The following is a 17,218-nucleotide window of genomic DNA, read 5'->3' as shown; positions in this document are numbered from 1 at the left end:
TTATCGCTTTCTGTATAGGAAGGGGCCCCTCCTCACCGCTCGACGAGCCGGGATCAGCTTCGCCGGAAGGCGTACTGGCGGGCGGAGCGGGCGCTCTGGCTCTGCCCGACTCCGCCCGACCGGCCGTTCCTGACCGGTGGGCCGGACTTCGGCGCCACCGGTCGCGGTGCCCCCGGGGTACTGGTCCCCGGGACGTCGACCCGAGGCGTGTCGTTCGCCGGGGTGGCGTTCTCCGGCAACTCGACCGGTACGGAAAGCCCCGTCGGGTCGGGCTTGCGCCCCGGTACCGGCGCCACGAACGCGATGTCACGCTTGGGCTGCTGACCACGTCGTTTGTTCGACTTACCAGGCATCTGGGTCTCCTCTGGCAGATCTCCGCCCCGGGTCGCGATCGGACGCGGGAGGGTCGGGTGAGAACGGGAGGTGCCCGGACGGTCTGGTCCAGCGGTCGTTCCCCATGGCGGTCACCTGGAACGTGACGGCCCTGTTGGTCACGTACCTGTCGGATGCGAGATGCCCGACCGGTAACGGTGCTCAGGAAACCGTGGGAAGCGTGGACGTCCGGAACACGGGGCCCACGGCGGAACGCGGTGGGCCGGCACGGTGCACGGGGACGTCAGTAACGCATGGAGGCACGGTAACCCTGCGTCCCGCCCCGACGCATCCGATTTAGCTCCACCCCGCCTCGTCCGGGAGCGGTGGCCGATCACGGTGGTTCCGGGCCGGTGGTGGTGCGACCATCAACAGCATGCTGATCGCGTTTTCGGTGAGCCCGCTCGGTGGCGGGGAGTCCGTGGGTGATGCCGTGGCCGAGGCCGTCCGGGTGGTCCGGGAGTCCGGGCTGCCGAACCAGACCAACGCCATGTTCACCCTGGTCGAGGGCGAGTGGGACGAGGTGATGGCGGTGGTGAGGCAGGCTGTCGACGTACTCTCCGCGCAGGCACCCCGGGTGAGCCTGGTCCTCAAGGCGGACATCCGGGCCGGGGTGACCGACGCGATGACGGCGAAGGTGGCGCACATCGAGGCCCGACTGGCCGAGCAGTGACCGCCGCCCGCTCCGCGCCCACCGGCCAGGGTCCGCCCACCGGCCAGGGTCCGCCCACCGGCCCGGCCATGCCCGCACCCCGGCTGCTGATGTGGGACATCGACGGAACCCTGGTGCACACCGGCGGGGTCGCGAAACTCGCGTACGCCGAGGCGTTCACCGCCCTGACCGGGGTGGCCTGGCGGCGGATGCCCGACACGGCGGGGCGGACCGACCTGGACCTGGCCGCCGAGGCGTTCACCACGCACGGGGTCAGCGACTACGAGCCGTACCTGGAGGAGTTCTTCCTCCGATACGCCGCCGCCTTCACCGCCCGCCGGCATCTCATCCCCGAACTGGGAAAGGTCCTGCCCGGGGTCGCCGGGGTGCTCGCCGGTCTGGTCGGTCACGCACACGTGACCCAGACCCTGGTGACCGGCAACATCCCGGCGGTGGCGGTGGACAAGCTGGCCGCCCTCGGTCTCGGTGCCGGTCTGGACCTCGACATCGGCGGCTACGGCCGGCACGACACCGTGCGCGCGGCGCTGGTCAGACAGTGCCGCGAGCGGGCCGAGGCCAAGTACGGCCGCCGCTTCGCGCCCGCCGACATCCTGGTCATCGGCGATACCGTGCACGACGTGGCGGGCGCCCTCGCCAACGGGGTCACCGCGGTCGGCGTCGCCAGTGGCCGCACCGGTGCCGCCGAGCTCACGGCTGCCGGCGCGCAGATCGTGCTCACCGATCTGGCCGACGTGGAACCGGTGGTACGCCTGCTCGCCGGCACCGGCCACGTCACCGAGCCACGTCACCGGGCCGACCGACGTCGCCGGCCGGCTCTGGAGGTATCGGGCTAGCTGGTGGCGACGTGCGGTGCGACCGGGTTCGGCAGGGCGCCGCCGAAGCGGCGGTCACGCTGCGCGTACAACTCGCAGGCGTACCAGAGGTGCCGGCGGTCGAAGTCCGGCCAGAGTACGTCCAGGTAGATGAGTTCGGCGTACGCGCTCTGCCAGAGCAGGAAGTTGGAGGTGCGCTGCTCGCCGGAGGGGCGCAGGAAGAGGTCGACCTCGGGCACTTCGGGGTGGTAGAGGTACCGGGCGACCATCTTCTCGTTGACCTTGGACGGGTCGATCTTGCCAGCGGCGACGTCGCGGGCGATGGCGGCGGCAGCGTCGGCGATCTCGGCCTGCCCGCCGTAGTTGACGCAGAACTGGAGCGTCAGTTTGGTGTTGCCCTCGGACATCTCCTCCGCGGTCTGCAACTCGGAGATCACGCTCTTCCAGAGTCGCCCGGCCCGACCGGACCAGACCACCCGCACGCCGAGGTCGACCAGTTGGTCCCGGCGCCGCCGGATGACGTCCCGGTTGAAGCCCATCAGGAAGCGCACCTCATCCGGTGACCGCCGCCAGTTCTCGGTGGAGAAGGCGTACGCGGAGAGGTAGGGGATGCCCATCTCGATCGCGCCCTCGATGGTGTCGAAGAGGGAGAACTCTCCGGCCTCGTGACCCTTGGTACGGGGCAGCCCGCGCTCCTTGGCCCACCGGCCGTTGCCGTCCATCACCACCGCCACGTGCTTGGGCACGGCGCCGGCGGGCAGTGCCGGTGGCCGTGCTCCGGAAGGGTGCGGTGTCGGCTCGATCAGCTGCCGGCGGGTTCCGCGCGACGTGGAACGGATCACTGTGCTCTCCCCCTGTTCCGACCTGGAGCCTGCTCCCCCGGCCGGTCTTCCGATCAGTCTGACCCGCCCCGACCTTCGACGTCGGCTCGGTGAGCCTGGTCAGGGCGGTGGGGCTGGTCACCACGGTCGGGTCGATCGTCTCGATCAACCAACGGCAGCGAGCGTAACGCGCGCTCGAGATGCCATTGCAGGTGCGCCGCGACCAGGCCGCTGCACTCCCGCCGGTGCCCGGCCTCGGCGGCGTCGGCCACTCGCCAGTCGCCCGAGCTGAGGGCGGACATCAGGTCGATGGTGGCCGGTGCCGGGTGGGCCGCGCCGGGTGGGCGGCAGTCCGGGCAGACACAACCCCCGGCCGGTACGGAGAACGCCCGGTGTTGTCCGGGTGTGCCGCAGACGGCGCAGGCGACCAGGGCCGGCGCCCAGCCGGCCAGTGCCATGCCGCGCAGCAGGTACGCGTCGAGCACCAGGCTGCTGGCGTGGCTCCCCTCGGCCAGTGCGCGCAGCGCGCCGAGGGTGAGTTGGAACAGCCGCAGCGACGGTTCACGCTCGACCGGGGTGAGTCGCTCGGCGGTCTCCGCGATGGCACTGGCGGTGGTGTATCGGGGGTAGTCCTCCAGGAACCGCCGCCCGTACAGGTCGATTCCCTCGACCTGGCTCACCGTGTGCAGCGGACTGCCGAGGTTGCCCTCCGGGTCACCGGCGAGTTGGAGGTCGACGTGACCGAACGGCTCCAGGCGGGCACCGAAGCGGGAGGTGGTCCGGCGTACCCCACGGGCGACCGCCCGCAACCGGCCGTGTCGCCGGGTCAGCAGGGTGATGATCCGATCGGATTCGCCGAGTTTCTGCACCCGCAGGACCACCGCGTCGTCGCGGTAGAGCTGTCTGCGGTAACCGGCCATCCGCCCATTCTCTCCTGCCTCCGGTCGACCGCCGCACACCCGGGTCGGACGCCTCCGCCGGCCGTGCCGGACGGCACCGGGCACGGCGACCCTGAGCCCGTATCAGGGTCTTCCTCCGCCGGGGGCGGAGCCGGGTGTGGCGACCCTGAGCCGATATCAGGGTCCTTTCTCCGGGACAGATGCGTGGCTCGGCCCTGATGTCCGACTCGGCGTTCGCACGTAGCCTGACGTGCATGAACACGTTCCGAACCGTCTCCGCCCTCACGGCGGGGGCGCTCGCACTGGGCCTCCTCGCCGCATGCAACGACTCCAGCCTCGGGGAGCGGCGGCTCGACTTCGACCAGACCGAGGCCGTCAAGATCAACAAGATCACGGTGGCTCCTGGTGCCGGCGACGTCGTGGTGTCGACCGGGGCGGTCGACACGGTCCGAATCAAGCGGGTGATCCGCTACCGAGGCGCCCAGCCCAGCGACGACACGTTCCGAATCGACGGGACCGAGTTGCGGATCGACACCGAGTGCGGGTCGAGCTGCAGCGTCTCGTACGACATCCTCGCGCCGACCGGGGTCGCGGTCGGCGGGGAGAACGGCTCCGGCGACGTCAGCCTCTCGGACGTGGGCGATGTCGACGTGAAGGTCGGCTCCGGTGACGTCACCCTGGCCAGGGTGACCGGCACGGTCCGGGCCGAGACCGGCTCGGGCGACATCAACCTGCGCCGGGTCGAGAAGGCGGCGACGGTACGCACCGGGTCGGGCTCGGTGACCGGGGACGACCTCGGAAGTACGGTCGAGGCCACCACCGGCTCCGGGGACATCACCCTGGCGATACGGACGGCGGGCTCGGTGAAGGCACACGCGTCGAGCGGTTCGATCGGGCTGACGGTGCCCCAGGGGGCGTACCGCGTCGAGGCGCACAGTTCGTCCGGGACGACCCGTTCCGATCTCCAGACTGATCCGGCCGCCAGCCATCTGCTCGATCTGGAGACCGCTAGCGGAGACATCACCCTTACCCGGCGCTGACCGGGTCAGCGCCGGGCCGGGTCACGGTCGACGGGCACGGCACCGGTCTCCTGGACGCGGTCGGACCGGCCGGCGTCCGGGGCCTGACCGCTCTCCCCTGCCCCACCGTCGCCTCCGGGCCGCCCGCTGTCGCCGTCGCTGCGACCGGGACCGGGACCGGAGCCGGAGCCGGAGCCGGAGCCGGAGCGCTGGGCGGGGATGGGCAGCGGGTGACCGTCGAACCGGGGGTTGGCCGACCGGTTCGGCCCCGCCGCCGTGGTGCGGCGCGGGCCGGCGCCGGGCAGCAACGCGGTCGGGCGGCGCGCGGCCACGTCCTCCATCCAGCCGAAGAGCCCGACGGCCAACGCGACCAGGGTGGTGACCACGAGCAGCCGGACGGTGGTGCCGGTGAAGTCGTGCAGGCGCCATCCGGCGCGGACCATCAGCGCGGTCAGGCCGATCACGATCGGCATGTGCCAGAGGTAGATGGTCAGCGCCCGCCGGTTGAGCACCGTCACCGCACGGCTGAAGATCTCGTTGCGCTCCACCCAGGCGGCTCCGCTCGGAGCAAGGCCGAGCAACAGCAGGGTGAAGCCCGCGGACCAGAGCCCGTTGCCGAGCCGGATGTCGTTGAGGTCGAAACCCCGGGGACCGGGGTGGGTGAGGAACCAGGCGGCGCCGGCCCCGGCCAGCGCGACGGCGACCGGGACGAGCACCCGTCGGGAGAGCCGTCGGAGCAGTCCGTCGTGGTGGGCGAAGCCGATCAGCCACGCTCCGAAGTAGAGCCCGAAGTCGCCTACCACGGCAGGGGCGGTGGGGAAGCCGAATTCCACCACGGCCAGCAGGACGTACGGGGCGGCGAGAGTGGGGAGCGGGTAACGCCGGAAGAGCCAGAGTGCGAGCGGTGAGGCGAGTACGAACCAGAGGTAGTCGCGCAGGTACCAGATCGCGCTCAACGCGAGCGCACCCCAGGTGTTGCTCGGCGGGTCGGCCACGGGTGCGATCCAGAACACCAGCCGCCAGCTGACCGGTAACCCGGTGAGCAGCATCGCCGGCACAAAAAACACGGCGAGTAACCAGAGCGACGGGAGGAGTCGGCGGAGTCGGCGGCCTACGGCCCTGTTGCCGGAACGGTCCAGGGAGGCGGCCATCAGCGATCCGGCGAGCGCGAACATCACCGACATCGCCGGGAAGGCGATGGTCAGGAACGCCCAGCCAGTGGTGTGGTAGACGACAACTCGGACGATTGCCAGAAAACGGATCAGATCCACATATCTGTTTCGCATCAGCCTGCATCTAAACCGGGGCAACAGGGGGCGTACGTAGCCCTACCCTGCCGGGCCGCCGCTTGAACGATGCAGCGGGTGACCCATAGGTGAACAATCCCATGAGATCGGCCTATATGCAGTGAAGATGCAATGAGGTATAGAGCGCCACTGCGCGACTCGCCGCGTACGGGCGTCAGTCGTCGTAGTTCGGGACCGTACCCAGCGGATACCCGCAGAACTCGGCACCCACCAGTCCCGCCGTCTCCCGCTCCCCGGCCCGCTCACGGACCGTGTCGGCATACCGCTCCGCGTCGTCACGCGGGTCGTACCCGATCCGCCGGCCCTCGGCGAGCGACCACCACCGGCGGGTGTTGCGACTGATCCCCCAGAGCACCTGGAAACCGGCCGCGTCGGTCTCCAGGCAGGCGGTGACCAGCCGCGCGCAGTCGTCCGGCGAGATCCACATGTCCAGCCCGCGCAGTCCGGGCGGTTCGGGGAAACAGGCCCCGAGCCGGAGCGCGAAGACGGACATGCCGAAGCGGTCGGCGTAGAGGCTGCCCAGCGACTCGACCGCGGCCTTGCTCCAGCCGTAGTAGGTGTCCGGACGAGGAAACGCGGCTGCCGGCACACCGTCCGGCCCGGCCGGTGCGGGCACCCCGGCCGGATCGGGACTGCTGCCGGCCTGCCGGTAGAACCCCGCGGCGTGCACGGACGAGGCCAGCACGACCCGCGGCACACCCGCCGTCCGGGCCGCTTCCAGCAGCGTACGCGTACCGTCCACATTGGTACGAAGCAGCTTCTCCCAGCTCGCCTCACCGGCGATGGCGGCCAGGTGCACGATGGCGTCCACGCCGACACAGGCCGACGTGAGCGCCTCCGGATCGGTCAGGTCGGCACGGATCAACCGGACCGCCTCGCCGGGGGCCGACGGCTCCTGGTCGGCCAGATCGAGCAGCCGGAGCGTACGTCCCGGCGCCGCCAGCCGTGGTCGCAGCAGCCGACCTATCCGACCGGCCGCCCCGGTGATGAGCAGTTCCCGCGCCACGCCGGCCTCCCCGCCGCCGCTGGAGTCAGAAACCGAGCTTCCGTAGCTGCCTCGGGTCCCGCTGCCAATCCTTCGCGACCCGCACGTGAAGGTCAAGATAGACCCGGCTGCCGAGCAGTTCCTCGATTTGCTGCCGGGCCCGGGTGCCGACGTCCTTCAGCCGGCTGGCCTGGTGACCGATCACGATCGCCTTCTGGCTGGGTCGCTCGACGTAGACGTCGGCGTAGATCCGGATGAGCTGGTCCTCGGGGATCATCTCCTCGACCACCACCGCGATGGAGTGCGGCAGTTCGTCGCGGACCCCTTCCAGCGCCGCCTCCCGGACCAGCTCGGCGACGAGCACCTGCTCGGGTTCGTCGGTGAGCATGTCGTCCGGGTAGAGCTGCGGCGACGGCGGCAGGTAGCCGGTCATCACGTCGACCAGGGTGTCGACCTGGTGCCCGGAGACCGCGCTGACCGGCACGACGGCGGCGAACTCGCCCATCTCGTTGACCGCGAGCAACTGCTCTGCCAGCCGCTTCTTGTCCACCAGGTCGGTCTTGGTCACCACCGCGACGACCTTGGCCTTCAGCTCGGCCAGTTCGCCGGTGATGAACCGGTCACCACGCCCGACCGGCTCGTTCGCCGGCACGCAGAGGCCGATCACGTCGACCTCGCTCCAGGTCGACCGGACCAGGTCGTTGAGGCGCTCGCCGAGCAACGTACGGGGCCGGTGCAGACCGGGGGTGTCGACCAGGACGAGCTGCGCCTCCGGCCGGTGCAGGACGGCCCGAATCACGTGCCGGGTCGTCTGCGGCTTGCTGGAGGTGATCGCGATCTTCTGGCCCACGATCGCGTTGGTCAGGGTCGACTTGCCGGCATTGGGACGCCCGACGAAACAGGCGAAACCCGCCCGGTACGGCTCGGTGCCGTTTCCACCCACCCGCGAGCCGCCCCGTGAGGCCGGCGTCCGGGCGCTCATTCGACCACCGTGCCGAGCAGAGTGCCGTTCGGGGCAGCCACGTGGATCGGCGCGTCGGCGGCGAGATCCCGTACGGCGGCGTGCCCGGCGCCGTCCAGGGTCGATGCCTCGGTCACCACGGCAGCCGCCTCCAGTCGGGTGGCGCCGGCCGCCGCCGCCGAGGCGACCGCCAACTGGAGCGCGGTGAGCGCCAACGAGGGCAGGGCCACGCTGGCCGCCGCGTACGTCCGGCCGTCCTGGTCCCTTACCGAGGCCCCCTCCACCGCGCCGACCCGGGAACGTGCACCTCGGGCCAGGACGACCAGTTTGGTGTCCTCGGCGCTCAGTTCGGTGGGCGCGGCGGCCGAACCGGTCGGCCCGGCCACAACGGCGGCGGGTACGGCGGACGACTCAGGCATCTGCGGGTTGCCTCTCCTCGGATCGCTCTTGCTTCTGCTTCTTGCCCGGCCTGGCGGTCATGCCCGGCTCGGTGTTCTTGTCCAGCTCGGTCTTTCCGCGCTGGTCGGCATTCTTGCGCTGGTCGGCGCCCTTACGCTGGTCGGCACCCTCCGAACGACCTGACCGGTCGCCCTTGGCACCGACGTCGACCCGGCTGACCAGCACCGAGTCGATCCGGTTACGCCGACCGGTGGTCCCCTCGGCGATCAGCCGTAGCCCGCCGAGTTCGGCGGCGGCACCCGGGATCGGCACCCGACCCAGTGCCTGGGCGAGCAGGCCACCGACCGTTTCCACCTCGTCGGCGGGAAGTTCCACGTCGAAGATCTCACCGAGGTCCTCGACCGGCAGCCGGGCGGTGACCCGCACGTCGCCGTCGTCGAGGCGTTCCACCGGAGGCCGCTCGACATCGTACTCGTCGGTGATCTCGCCGACGATCTCCTCCAGGATGTCCTCGATCGTGACCAGACCACCGGTGCCGCCGTACTCGTCGACCACGATGACCAGGTGGGTACGGGCCGCCTGCATCTCGGAGAGCAGGTCGTCGACGGGCTTCGACTCCGGTACGAAGGTCGCCTCGCGCATCAGCTCGGAGACCGGCAACTCCTCGGCCGCGGCTTCGCCGCCCTGGGTCCGCCGGATCAGGTCCTTCAGGTAGAGCACACCGAGCACGTCGTCGACGCTCTCGCCGATCACCGGAATCCGGGAGAAACCGGAGCGGAGGAAGAGCAGCAGCGCCTGGGACGGCTTCTTGTGTGCCTCGATCCACACCATCTCGGTCCGGGGCACCATCACCTCGCGGGCGATGGTGTCGCCGAGGGCGAAGACCGAGTGGATCATCTGGCGCTCGCCGTGCTCGACCACGCCCCGCTGCTCGGCCAGGTCGACCAGCTCACGCAGCTCGACCTGGGTGGCGAACGGGCCCTCACGGAAGCCCCGACCGGGGGTCACCGCGTTACCGATCAGGATCAGCAGCGAGGCGAGCGGATTCAGCGCCCGGCCCAGCCAGCGGACCGCCGGCGCACTGGCCCGTCCGACCGCGTACGCGTGCTGCCGGCCGATGGTGCGCGGCGCGACGCCGACCACCACGAAGCTGACCACGGTCATCGCACCGGCGGTGACCAGCGCCGCCCGCCAACCCGCGCCGAAGGTGTCCACCGCGACCAGCGCGACCAGGGTGGTCGCGGTCAGTTCGCAGAGGAGCCGCAGGAGCAGCAACAGGTTGAGGTGGCGGACCGCGTCGGCGGCGACGATCTGGAGCGTACGGGCGCCCCGGGCGCCGTCCCTGGCGAGTTCCCCGGCGCGAGCCGGGGAGACGGCGGCGAGCGCGGCCTCGGTCATGGCGAAGAGGCCGGCGAGCACCACCAGGGCGGCGCCGAAGAAGAGAAGTTGCAGATCGGGCAGGCCGGTGGCGGTGGCACCGGCGGCGGCTAAGTGGTCGGGCATCACTGGGCTCGCGCTGCTCGCCAACCGGAGAGGAGCTTGGCCTGCAATGCGAACATCTCGCGCTCCTCCTCCGGCTCCGCGTGGTCGTAGCCGAGCAGGTGCAGCACCCCGTGCACGGTGAGCAGGTGCAGTTCGTCGGCGGCGGCGTGACCGGCGGTCGCCGCCTGCTTCGCGGCCACCTCGGGGCAGAGCACGATGTCGCCGAGCAGCGCCGGCTCACCGCCGCTGACCTCGCCGGGGCCGTGGTCGACGCTGCCCTCGTCCATCGGGAAGGCGAGTACGTCGGTCGGCCCGTCCCCACCCATCCAGCGGTGGTTCAACTCGGCCATGTACTCGATGTCGACGAGCAGCACCGACAGCTCGGCGAGGGGGTTGACCCCCATCTCGTCGAGGGCGTAGCGGGCGACGGCGAGCACCGCGTCGGTATCAACCTCGGCGCCCGACTCGTTGGCGATCTCGATGGACAACTGTTTCCCCTGCTGCTCTCTTGGTCTGCTGCTTAGCGGCGCCGGCTGGCGCGGCCACCCTGTGCGGTACGGCCGGGAACGGCGTGCACGCCCTGGCCCTGCTGCGCCTCCCGCTCGGCATCCCACCGGGCGTAGGCGTCGACGATGTCGCTGACCAGTCGGTGACGTACGACGTCCGAGCTGGCGAGCTGGGCGAAGTGAACGTCCTCCACGCCCTCCAGGATGTCGCGTACCACCCGCAGTCCGCTGGTGGTCCCGCCGGGCAGGTCGACCTGGGTGATGTCGCCGGTGACGACGATCCGGGAGCCGAAGCCGAGCCGGGTGAGGAACATCTTCATCTGCTCGGGCGTGGTGTTCTGCGCCTCGTCGAGAATGATGAACGCGTCGTTGAGGGTCCGCCCCCGCATGTACGCCAGCGGCGCGACCTCGATCGTCCCGGCCTGCATCAGCTTCGGGATCGACTCCGGGTCGAGCATGTCGTGCAGCGCGTCGTAGAGCGGGCGCAGGTACGGGTCGATCTTCTCGTAGAGGGTGCCGGGCAGGAAGCCGAGCCGCTCCCCGGCCTCGACCGCCGGCCGGGTCAGGATGATCCGGTTGACCTGCTTGGCCTGGAGCGCCTGGACGGCCTTCGCCATCGCCAGGTAGGTCTTACCGGTGCCGGCGGGGCCGATGCCGAAGACGATGGTGTGCCCGTCGATCGAGTCGACGTAGCGCTTCTGGCCCAGCGTCTTGGGGCGGATGGTGCGCCCCCGCCGGGAGAGGATGTTGAGGGTCAGGACCTCGGCGGGCCGCTCGGTGCTGCCCTGTTCGAGCATGCCCACCGTGCGCCGGACGGCGTCGACGGTCAGCGTCTCACCCTTTTCGATCAGCTCCAGCAGTTCGGTGAAGAGCCGCTCGGCGAGCGCGTTGTCGGCCGGAACGCCGGTGATGGTGATCTCGTTGCCCCGGACGTGTACGTCGCTGTTGATCGAACGCTCGACCAGGCGGAGAACCTCGTCTCCCGGCCCGAGCAGGTTAACCATGATCTGCGAGTCAGGAACGGTGATCCTGGTCTGCACCCGGGCCTGCCCGGGAGGTGGGGTACCGGTCATAGGTCGGGCCCGGCGGGCCCCACGACACCTGCTCTCGATTTCCTGGCCGCGCCCCGTAGGCGCAGCGTGTGGACGGCTTTCCCATCGTATCTGCTCAACGCCGAGAGCACGCCGTCCATTTCCCCGCCCGGCGCGACAGCCGTCACCCAGGGGTAAGGAAGGGCCCCCTGTTATCGCTTTCCGTTGTACAAGGGGCCCTTCCTAACCAGCGTGGTCGGTGGCCTGGCCGGCGTGGTCGGTGGCCCGGAAGTCGAACCCGTCGAAGGTCTCCTGCGTACGGGTGAACCGGTAGGTGGCCCAGTGCATGCGTACCACCCGGCCCCGCTCGTCCCGGGTCAGCCGGAGCAGCTCCCCCGCCTCCCGGCCGGAGACCGTACGGAGCACGTCCGGCTGGTCGGGCAGGGGGACGAAGACGGACGGCGGTCGGCTGCCCGGGGCGCCCGCCCCTCGGGCCTGGAGCGCCCCGTCGTGCCAGCTGAAAATGTGCTCGTAGCCCTCGCCCCACCAGCGCCCGAGCATCTCCCGGTAGCGCTCCGGGGCCGGTCCGCCGGAGGTCCAGGCGACGATCTCGGCCGGGTCGTCGGCGACCGAGGCGTCGAGGAGCAGGTGGGGCAGTTCGAGGATCGCACTGGCGGTGCCCGAGGAGGCGAGTACGGCGGCGCCCATCGCGCCCGGCGTACCGGGGCCGCCCCGCCGGCCGTAGACGGCGGCGAGGAATCCGGGCATGGCCCCGTCGTGCCCGACGTGCACCACCCGCTGCGGTGCCCCGGTCTCCGGCTCCGGGCGCGGCACCAGGATCAGCCCGAGGCCGAATCCGCCGCTCCAGAGGGTCTCGTCGGTGACCGTGAGCGGCCAGCGCATCTCGTCGAGCGTGCCCGGCCGGAGGACGGCACCGGCCGGGTCGACCGCCGCCGGATCGGCCAGGAAGGCGGCCCAGCGGGCCATGTCCGGCGCGCTGCTCCAGAGCTGGGCGGCCGGGCCCACCCCGCCGAAGTCGGTGGCCGGTTCGGCGTGGGCGTGGTCGGAGTAGGTGTCGACGAGGAAGCCGGTCGCGGCCTCGGAGCCCGGGACGGGTGCGGTCGCGGTCAGTCCGAGCGGGTGCAGCACCCGCTCGGCGAGGACCTCACCCCAGCTACCACCGCGCAGCCGGGCGACCGCCTGGCCGAGTAGGGCGAATCCGAGGTTGGAGTAGTGGTAGCGGCGGGCCGATGGCAGAACCCGCTCGGCCCGGTCCAGCTCGCTCAGGAGTTGATCCACGCCGGGGGCGCGCAGGGTGTCCCAGACGTCGCCGTACGGCTCGCGTTGCAGCCCGGCGGTGTGGGAGAGGAGCCGGCGTACGGTCAGCTCGCCGTGTGCCGGCAGGTCGAGGTGCGCCCCGATCGGGTCGTCGAGGTCGAGCAGCCCTTCGTCACGGGCCTGCAACACGAGTACGGCGGTGAAGGTCTTGGTCACGGAGCCGATCCGGAAGCGGGTCGGCGGCCCGAGCGGGGTGTCGTTGCCGGTGCTGCCGACCGTGAGCGTCCAGAGCGGGCGGTCGGCGCGGTGCAGCGCCACCGAGAGCGCGGGCACGCGGGCCTCTGCCTGCACCCGTCGGGTCATCCGTGCCAGCCGGTGTTCCACCTCGGTCATCTCCGCCGTCCTTCACCCACCACGCCAAGATCACCCGATCCTACCGGCGCCCTCCCCGGCAGGCGCCGCCGGTTCATGTACCGCGAGTAGCATCGAATCGGCCTCTCGCTACAGAGAGTGAATCTCCTCCCTTCGTCGAACTTTCCGTACGACTTCCGCATCTGGCACCGGGAAGTGCCGTGTGATCAGAGGAGACGGGTGTGTTCTCGACCCTGGAGTCCGATTCCGAGCTGGCGCTGGCCGCCCAGTCCGGCGACGCGACCGCGCTGGGCGTGCTGGTGGCCAGGCATCAGGCCGGCATGCAGGCGGTGGCGTTGAGCCTGCTCGGGTACGGCCCCGACGCCGAGGACGCGGTCCAGGACGCCATCCTGACCGCGCTGGGCCGGATCGGTGACCTGCGCGACCCGGCGGCGGTCGGGCCGTGGCTGCGGGCGATCGTGCGCAACAACGCCCGGATGCGGCTGCGCCGGTCCCGTACGGTCCCGGTCGGTGATCTGGAGGCGCTCGCCCTACCGGCCACCGACCCCACACCGGAGGAACTGCTGGACGGCCGGTCGATGCGGGACTGGGTGTGGCACGCGATGGGCGAGTTGTCCGAGCCCATCCGTTTGGTCACACTGTTGCGCTATTTCAGCGGCGCATCGTCCTACGAGCAGATCGCCGCGCTCTGCGGCGTGCCGGTGGGAACCGTCCGGAGCCGGTTGAGCCAGGCCAGGAGCAAGCTCACCACGGCACTCCAGGAGACGGCGGACGAGGCCCACGACGACGCCGCCGCGCAGGCCGCCGCCCGCCGCCGCGAGGCCGAGCAGGGACTGGCGACGGCGTACCGGGGCGAGTTCTCCGACTTCGTACGCGAGACCTGGTGGTCCGACGCCGAGTTCGTCACGCCCGACGGGCAGGTGGCCGGCGGTCCGGACTTCGCGATCTGGGGCATGAACAAGGATCTGAACGACGGCGTACGGCAACGGATCGCCAACGTCGTCACGAGCGGAAACGTGATGATCTGGGAGGCGGACCTGATCAGCCCGCCGGACAACCCGACGCACTGCCCACCGTCAGCCATCTGGCTGCACACTCTGCGTGAGGGACGAACCGCCCGGATGCGCCTTTACCACCCCGAACCAACCCTGACATCTGACGAGACGTGACCGCCCTCTCATCATCGCCCGGCCCGTTCACCGAACTTTCCGGCCGCCACGTCATCACGTAGACGACAGCTCAGGCACGCCTACGTCAGGCCACGGTCTCAGGAGAGTTCCGATGAGTTCCCACACCACCGACGCGCTCACCGCCGGCGCCCATGTCGTCGACGTCGACGGCGTGTCGCAGGTCTACCACGTCGCCGGCACCGGCCCCGTCTGCGTGGTCCACTCCGGCGGCCCCGGAATCGAGTGGACCTACCTGCGCATGCCGACGCTCGAAGCGCACCTCACCATGGTCTACCTGGAACCCGTCGGCACCGGCGCGTCCGGCCGCCTCGCCGACCCCCGGCAGTACCACCTCGACACGTACGCCCGGTTCCTGAACGCGGTGGTCGCACACCTCGGCCAGCCGAAGGTGTTCCTGCTCGGACACTCACACGGCGGATTCGTCGTCCAGCGCTACGCGCTGGCCCACCCGGAGCGGGTCGCCGGCCTGCTCCTGTACGGCACCTCACCGGTCACCGGCCCGGAGTTCTGGGGCGACGCGATGGCGAACGTCCAGCGCTTCGTCGAACGGCACCCGGACCGACCGGAGGCCGCCGACATCCCGAAGGCGTTCCAGGAGAACCCGACCGAGCCGACCGACGACTTCGTCAGCACCAAGTTGCAGCGAATCCTGCCGGTGTACTTCGCCGACTACTGGGGCAACGAGAGCGAACTCGCACCGTTGCGGGCCGCCGTACGCGGCTGGCTCGGCCCGCAACTCGGTGAGGAGCCGACCCCGTTCGACGTACGCGACCAGCTCGGCTCGATCACCGCACCGACCCTGATCCTGGTCGGCACGGACGACTTCATCTGCGGCACCCGCTGGGCCACCATGCTGCACGACGGCATCACCGGCTCCGAGCTGCACGTCTTCGACAAGAGCGGGCACTTCTGCCACATCGAGCAGACCGAGGAGTTCACCGAGGCGGTCGCCAAGTTCGTCTCCTGACCCCCCACCTGGCCGGGGTACGGCGGCGCCCCACGGGCGCCCCGCGTACCCCGGCCGGTCCGTGTGTCAGCGGCCCGGCCCTGCCAGGGTCAGGGGTCAGCGGGCGAGCATCGGGCCGAGCGGGGCCCCGCCGAGCACGTGCGCGTGCGCGTGGAAGACCTCCTGCCCACCCCACGGCCCAGTGTTGAAGATCAACCGGAAGCCGTCGATGCCCAGCCCCTCCTGCTCGGCGACCGTCGCCGCGGTCTCCATCACCGCACCCGTCAGCTCCGGGTCGGCCTGCGCCATCGTCACCACGTCCACGAAGTGCTCCTTCGGGATCACCAGGACGTGCACCGGAGCCTTCGGCGCGATGTCACGGAAGGCGAGCGTCGTCTCGGTCTCCCGGACCACCGTCGCCGGGATCTCGCCGGCCACGATCTTGCAGAACAAGCAGTCAGTCTCCACCCACCGGATGCTATGCCCCGGGAGGATGATGGTGCGCGTGACAGGACGAGCGGTACTGGTGACCGGGGCATCCCGGGGAGTCGGACGGACGGTGGCGACCGCCTTCGCCACCAGCGGGGACCGGGTGGCGATCCACCACCGGGAGTCCGCCCCACTGGCCGAACAACTCGCCGCCGCGCTGCCCGGCGGCGGGCACGTCGTGGTCCAGGCCGACCTCACCGACCCCGAAGCGGTACGCCGGATGGTGGACGAGGCCGCAGAACGGCTCGGCGGACTCGACGTACTGGTCAACAACGCCGGACAGTCGACCCCGCACCCGATCGCCGACACCACCTACGAACAGTGGCAACGGCACTGGCGCCAGACCATCGACCTCAACCTGATCGGCGCGGCGAACGTCACCTGGTGCGCCGTGACGCACCTGCGGGCCCGGGGCGGGGGCAGGATCGTCAACGTCTCCTCCCGGGGCGCCTTCCGGGGCGAGCCGAACCACCCCGCCTACGGCGCGAGCAAGGCCGGACTGAACTCGATGGGCCAGTCGCTGGCGGTGGCGCTCGCGCCGTACGGCATCGCGGTCGCCACGGTCGCGCCCGGCTTCGTCGAACCCGACCTGACCAACGAGCACATCAAGGTGCCCCGGGACGAGGCGATGCGGGCGCAGAGCCCGTTCAACCGGGTGGCCCGCCCCGAGGAGATCGCCGCCGCCGTGCACTGGCTCGCCTCCCCCGAGGCGGAATGGGCCTCCGGCACCGTCCTCGACCTCAACGGCGCCTCCTACCTGCGCACCTGACCCCCGTACGCGATCAGCGTAGTCCGCGGACACGGACCCACCTACCCAGGCGGGTGGCTCGCCAGGCGAATATGAGTTCGCGCAACCTGGCTCGCCACTTCAAGTCCGCGACAGGCACCACCCCGTTGCAGTGGCTGTCGACGCAGCGGATCCGCCGGGCCCAGGAGCTGCTGGAGAACACCGACAACAGCATCGACGCCATCGCCGTGGCGGCTGGCATGGGGACCGCAACGACACTGCGCCGGCAATTCAACCGCACCGTCGGTGTGCCTCCGGATGCCTACCGTCGTACGTTCCGCAGTGCCTCGTCCACATCGAACCAGTCGTCGCACGTGTGAGCCTCAGGAAGACATCGCCGCTCGGTCGGCCTCACTGCGGAGGACACAGAATTCATTGCCCTCGGGGTCCGCGAGGACAGCCCAGCCGGCGCCATCGGGTTCCCGACGATCGGCGACGAGGGTGGCGCCGAGGTTCAGTAGTCGTTCGACCTCTTCCTCGCGCGTGGTCTTCGGACGCAGGCACAGGTGGATCCTGTTCTTGAGCGTCTTCGGTTCCGGCACCTGGTTGAAGTACAGCAGCGGGCCCTCCGGCAGCATCACCTGAGTCTCTGGGTCACCTGGGTTGGCCTCCGGGTGCAGCGGAGAACCGAGCACCTCACTCCAGAACCGAGCCAACTCATAGGCGTCTGCACAGTCGATCGCCACGTTCTGCAATACCGAGACCATGTACGAGAGCCTGCCCGAAAGGTCGCTCGGCCCGCTACCACGTTGCGGCGACTTCGTCGCGGCGCAGGTCAGCGCAGTAACCGGTTACCGCGATTGTCGTTACCGGTTCAACCCCGAAAACAAGTTTGGGCCACCCCGATAGGGGTGGCCCAAACTAGAAAAATTGTCCGGCGGCGTCCTAC

The 17,218-nt window shown here is 70.5% G+C and carries 20 protein-coding genes; 7 read left to right on the top strand and 13 right to left on the bottom strand.

The annotated features are described in order from the left end of the window. Positions 1 to 53 precede the first annotated feature (53 nt). Complete coding sequence (locus ACIBF5_RS26085) at positions 54 to 353, bottom strand: hypothetical protein (protein WP_396815507.1); 300 nt, start codon at positions 351 to 353, stop codon at positions 54 to 56. 395 nt (positions 354 to 748) lie between these two features. Between ACIBF5_RS26085 and ACIBF5_RS26080 the strand changes: the two genes are divergently transcribed. After that, on the top strand, positions 749 to 1,045 hold the full coding sequence (locus ACIBF5_RS26080; RefSeq protein ID WP_396815506.1) for an MTH1187 family thiamine-binding protein: 297 nt from the start codon (positions 749 to 751) through the stop codon (positions 1,043 to 1,045). Between the two features lie 68 nt (positions 1,046 to 1,113). Then, on the top strand, positions 1,114 to 1,878 hold the full coding sequence (locus tag ACIBF5_RS26075; protein ID WP_396815505.1) for an HAD family hydrolase: 765 nt from the start codon (positions 1,114 to 1,116) through the stop codon (positions 1,876 to 1,878). On the opposite strand, the gene ACIBF5_RS26070 is transcribed toward ACIBF5_RS26075, so the two are convergent. Together ACIBF5_RS26070 and recO are read right to left on the bottom strand one after the other, a co-directional pair. Then, the gene (locus ACIBF5_RS26070) at positions 1,875 to 2,660 is read right to left on the bottom strand and encodes an isoprenyl transferase (protein ID WP_396815597.1); all 786 of its coding nucleotides are present in this window, start codon (positions 2,658 to 2,660) and stop codon (positions 1,875 to 1,877) included. The two genes, ACIBF5_RS26075 and ACIBF5_RS26070, sit on opposite strands and share 4 nt — an antisense overlap. Before the next feature lie 92 nt (positions 2,661 to 2,752). Next, entirely contained in the window at positions 2,753 to 3,598 is an 846-nt protein-coding gene (gene recO / locus ACIBF5_RS26065) for a DNA repair protein RecO (protein WP_396815504.1), read from the bottom strand. Positions 3,599 to 3,831: 233 nt separating this feature from the next. Between recO and ACIBF5_RS26060 the strand changes: the two genes are divergently transcribed. Next, positions 3,832 to 4,617, top strand: coding sequence for a DUF4097 family beta strand repeat-containing protein (locus tag ACIBF5_RS26060; RefSeq protein ID WP_396815503.1), 786 nt, complete (start codon positions 3,832 to 3,834; stop codon positions 4,615 to 4,617). 5 nt (positions 4,618 to 4,622) lie between these two features. On the opposite strand, the gene ACIBF5_RS26055 is transcribed toward ACIBF5_RS26060, so the two are convergent. From ACIBF5_RS26055 to ACIBF5_RS26020, 8 genes are all read right to left on the bottom strand, one after another. Further along, the gene (locus ACIBF5_RS26055; protein ID WP_396815502.1) at positions 4,623 to 5,882 is read right to left on the bottom strand and encodes an acyltransferase; all 1,260 of its coding nucleotides are present in this window, start codon (positions 5,880 to 5,882) and stop codon (positions 4,623 to 4,625) included. Positions 5,883 to 6,057: 175 nt separating this feature from the next. After that, positions 6,058 to 6,909, bottom strand: coding sequence for an NAD-dependent epimerase/dehydratase family protein (locus tag ACIBF5_RS26050; RefSeq protein WP_396815501.1), 852 nt, complete (start codon positions 6,907 to 6,909; stop codon positions 6,058 to 6,060). Between the two features lie 25 nt (positions 6,910 to 6,934). Beyond that, on the bottom strand, positions 6,935 to 7,870 hold the full coding sequence (era, locus tag ACIBF5_RS26045) for a GTPase Era (protein ID WP_396815500.1): 936 nt from the start codon (positions 7,868 to 7,870) through the stop codon (positions 6,935 to 6,937). Then, positions 7,867 to 8,268, bottom strand: a complete 402-nt coding sequence (locus ACIBF5_RS26040; protein ID WP_396815499.1) for a cytidine deaminase — start codon at positions 8,266 to 8,268, stop codon at positions 7,867 to 7,869. The genes era and ACIBF5_RS26040 overlap by 4 nt, the downstream gene beginning before the upstream one ends. Further along, a complete protein-coding gene (locus ACIBF5_RS26035) occupies positions 8,261 to 9,751 on the bottom strand; it encodes a hemolysin family protein (protein WP_396815498.1) in 1,491 nt (496 codons plus the stop codon). Before ACIBF5_RS26035 ends, ACIBF5_RS26040 begins: the two co-directional genes overlap by 8 nt. Continuing rightward, entirely contained in the window at positions 9,751 to 10,218 is a 468-nt protein-coding gene (gene ybeY / locus ACIBF5_RS26030; RefSeq protein ID WP_396815497.1) for an rRNA maturation RNase YbeY, read from the bottom strand. Before ybeY ends, ACIBF5_RS26035 begins: the two co-directional genes overlap by 1 nt. 32 nt (positions 10,219 to 10,250) lie before the next feature. Beyond that, positions 10,251 to 11,309, bottom strand: a complete 1,059-nt coding sequence (locus ACIBF5_RS26025) for a PhoH family protein (RefSeq protein ID WP_396815496.1) — start codon at positions 11,307 to 11,309, stop codon at positions 10,251 to 10,253. 201 nt (positions 11,310 to 11,510) lie between these two features. Next, positions 11,511 to 12,938 (bottom strand): serine hydrolase domain-containing protein, encoded by a 1,428-nt coding sequence (locus tag ACIBF5_RS26020; RefSeq protein WP_396815495.1) that lies wholly within the window; start codon positions 12,936 to 12,938, stop codon positions 11,511 to 11,513. 200 nt (positions 12,939 to 13,138) lie between these two features. Between ACIBF5_RS26020 and ACIBF5_RS26015 the strand changes: the two genes are divergently transcribed. After that, positions 13,139 to 14,086, top strand: coding sequence for an RNA polymerase sigma factor (locus ACIBF5_RS26015; protein ID WP_396815494.1), 948 nt, complete (start codon positions 13,139 to 13,141; stop codon positions 14,084 to 14,086). 112 nt (positions 14,087 to 14,198) lie between these two features. Then, complete coding sequence (locus ACIBF5_RS26010) at positions 14,199 to 15,074, top strand: alpha/beta fold hydrolase (RefSeq protein WP_396815493.1); 876 nt, start codon at positions 14,199 to 14,201, stop codon at positions 15,072 to 15,074. A gap of 96 nt (positions 15,075 to 15,170) precedes the next feature. Here the strand turns inward: ACIBF5_RS26010 and ACIBF5_RS26005 are convergent, their stop codons facing one another. After that, complete coding sequence (locus ACIBF5_RS26005; RefSeq protein ID WP_396815492.1) at positions 15,171 to 15,521, bottom strand: histidine triad nucleotide-binding protein; 351 nt, start codon at positions 15,519 to 15,521, stop codon at positions 15,171 to 15,173. Positions 15,522 to 15,558: 37 nt separating this feature from the next. Between ACIBF5_RS26005 and ACIBF5_RS26000 the strand changes: the two genes are divergently transcribed. Both ACIBF5_RS26000 and ACIBF5_RS25995 read left to right on the top strand, forming a co-directional pair. Then, positions 15,559 to 16,311: an SDR family NAD(P)-dependent oxidoreductase gene (locus ACIBF5_RS26000; protein WP_396815491.1), complete on the top strand. Its 753-nt coding sequence runs from the start codon at positions 15,559 to 15,561 to the stop codon at positions 16,309 to 16,311. Further along, on the top strand, positions 16,257 to 16,649 hold the full coding sequence (locus ACIBF5_RS25995) for a helix-turn-helix domain-containing protein (RefSeq protein ID WP_396815490.1): 393 nt from the start codon (positions 16,257 to 16,259) through the stop codon (positions 16,647 to 16,649). Before ACIBF5_RS26000 ends, ACIBF5_RS25995 begins: the two co-directional genes overlap by 55 nt. A gap of 3 nt (positions 16,650 to 16,652) precedes the next feature. On the opposite strand, the gene ACIBF5_RS25990 is transcribed toward ACIBF5_RS25995, so the two are convergent. Then, entirely contained in the window at positions 16,653 to 17,036 is a 384-nt protein-coding gene (locus ACIBF5_RS25990; RefSeq protein ID WP_396815489.1) for a VOC family protein, read from the bottom strand. Between the last annotated feature and the right edge of the window lie 182 nt (positions 17,037 to 17,218).

The sequence above is a fragment of the Micromonospora sp. NPDC050417 genome (assembly GCF_044458865.1).
Lineage (GTDB): Bacteria > Actinomycetota > Actinomycetes > Mycobacteriales > Micromonosporaceae > Micromonospora_G.
This window is presented reverse-complemented; position numbering and strand designations above follow the sequence as displayed.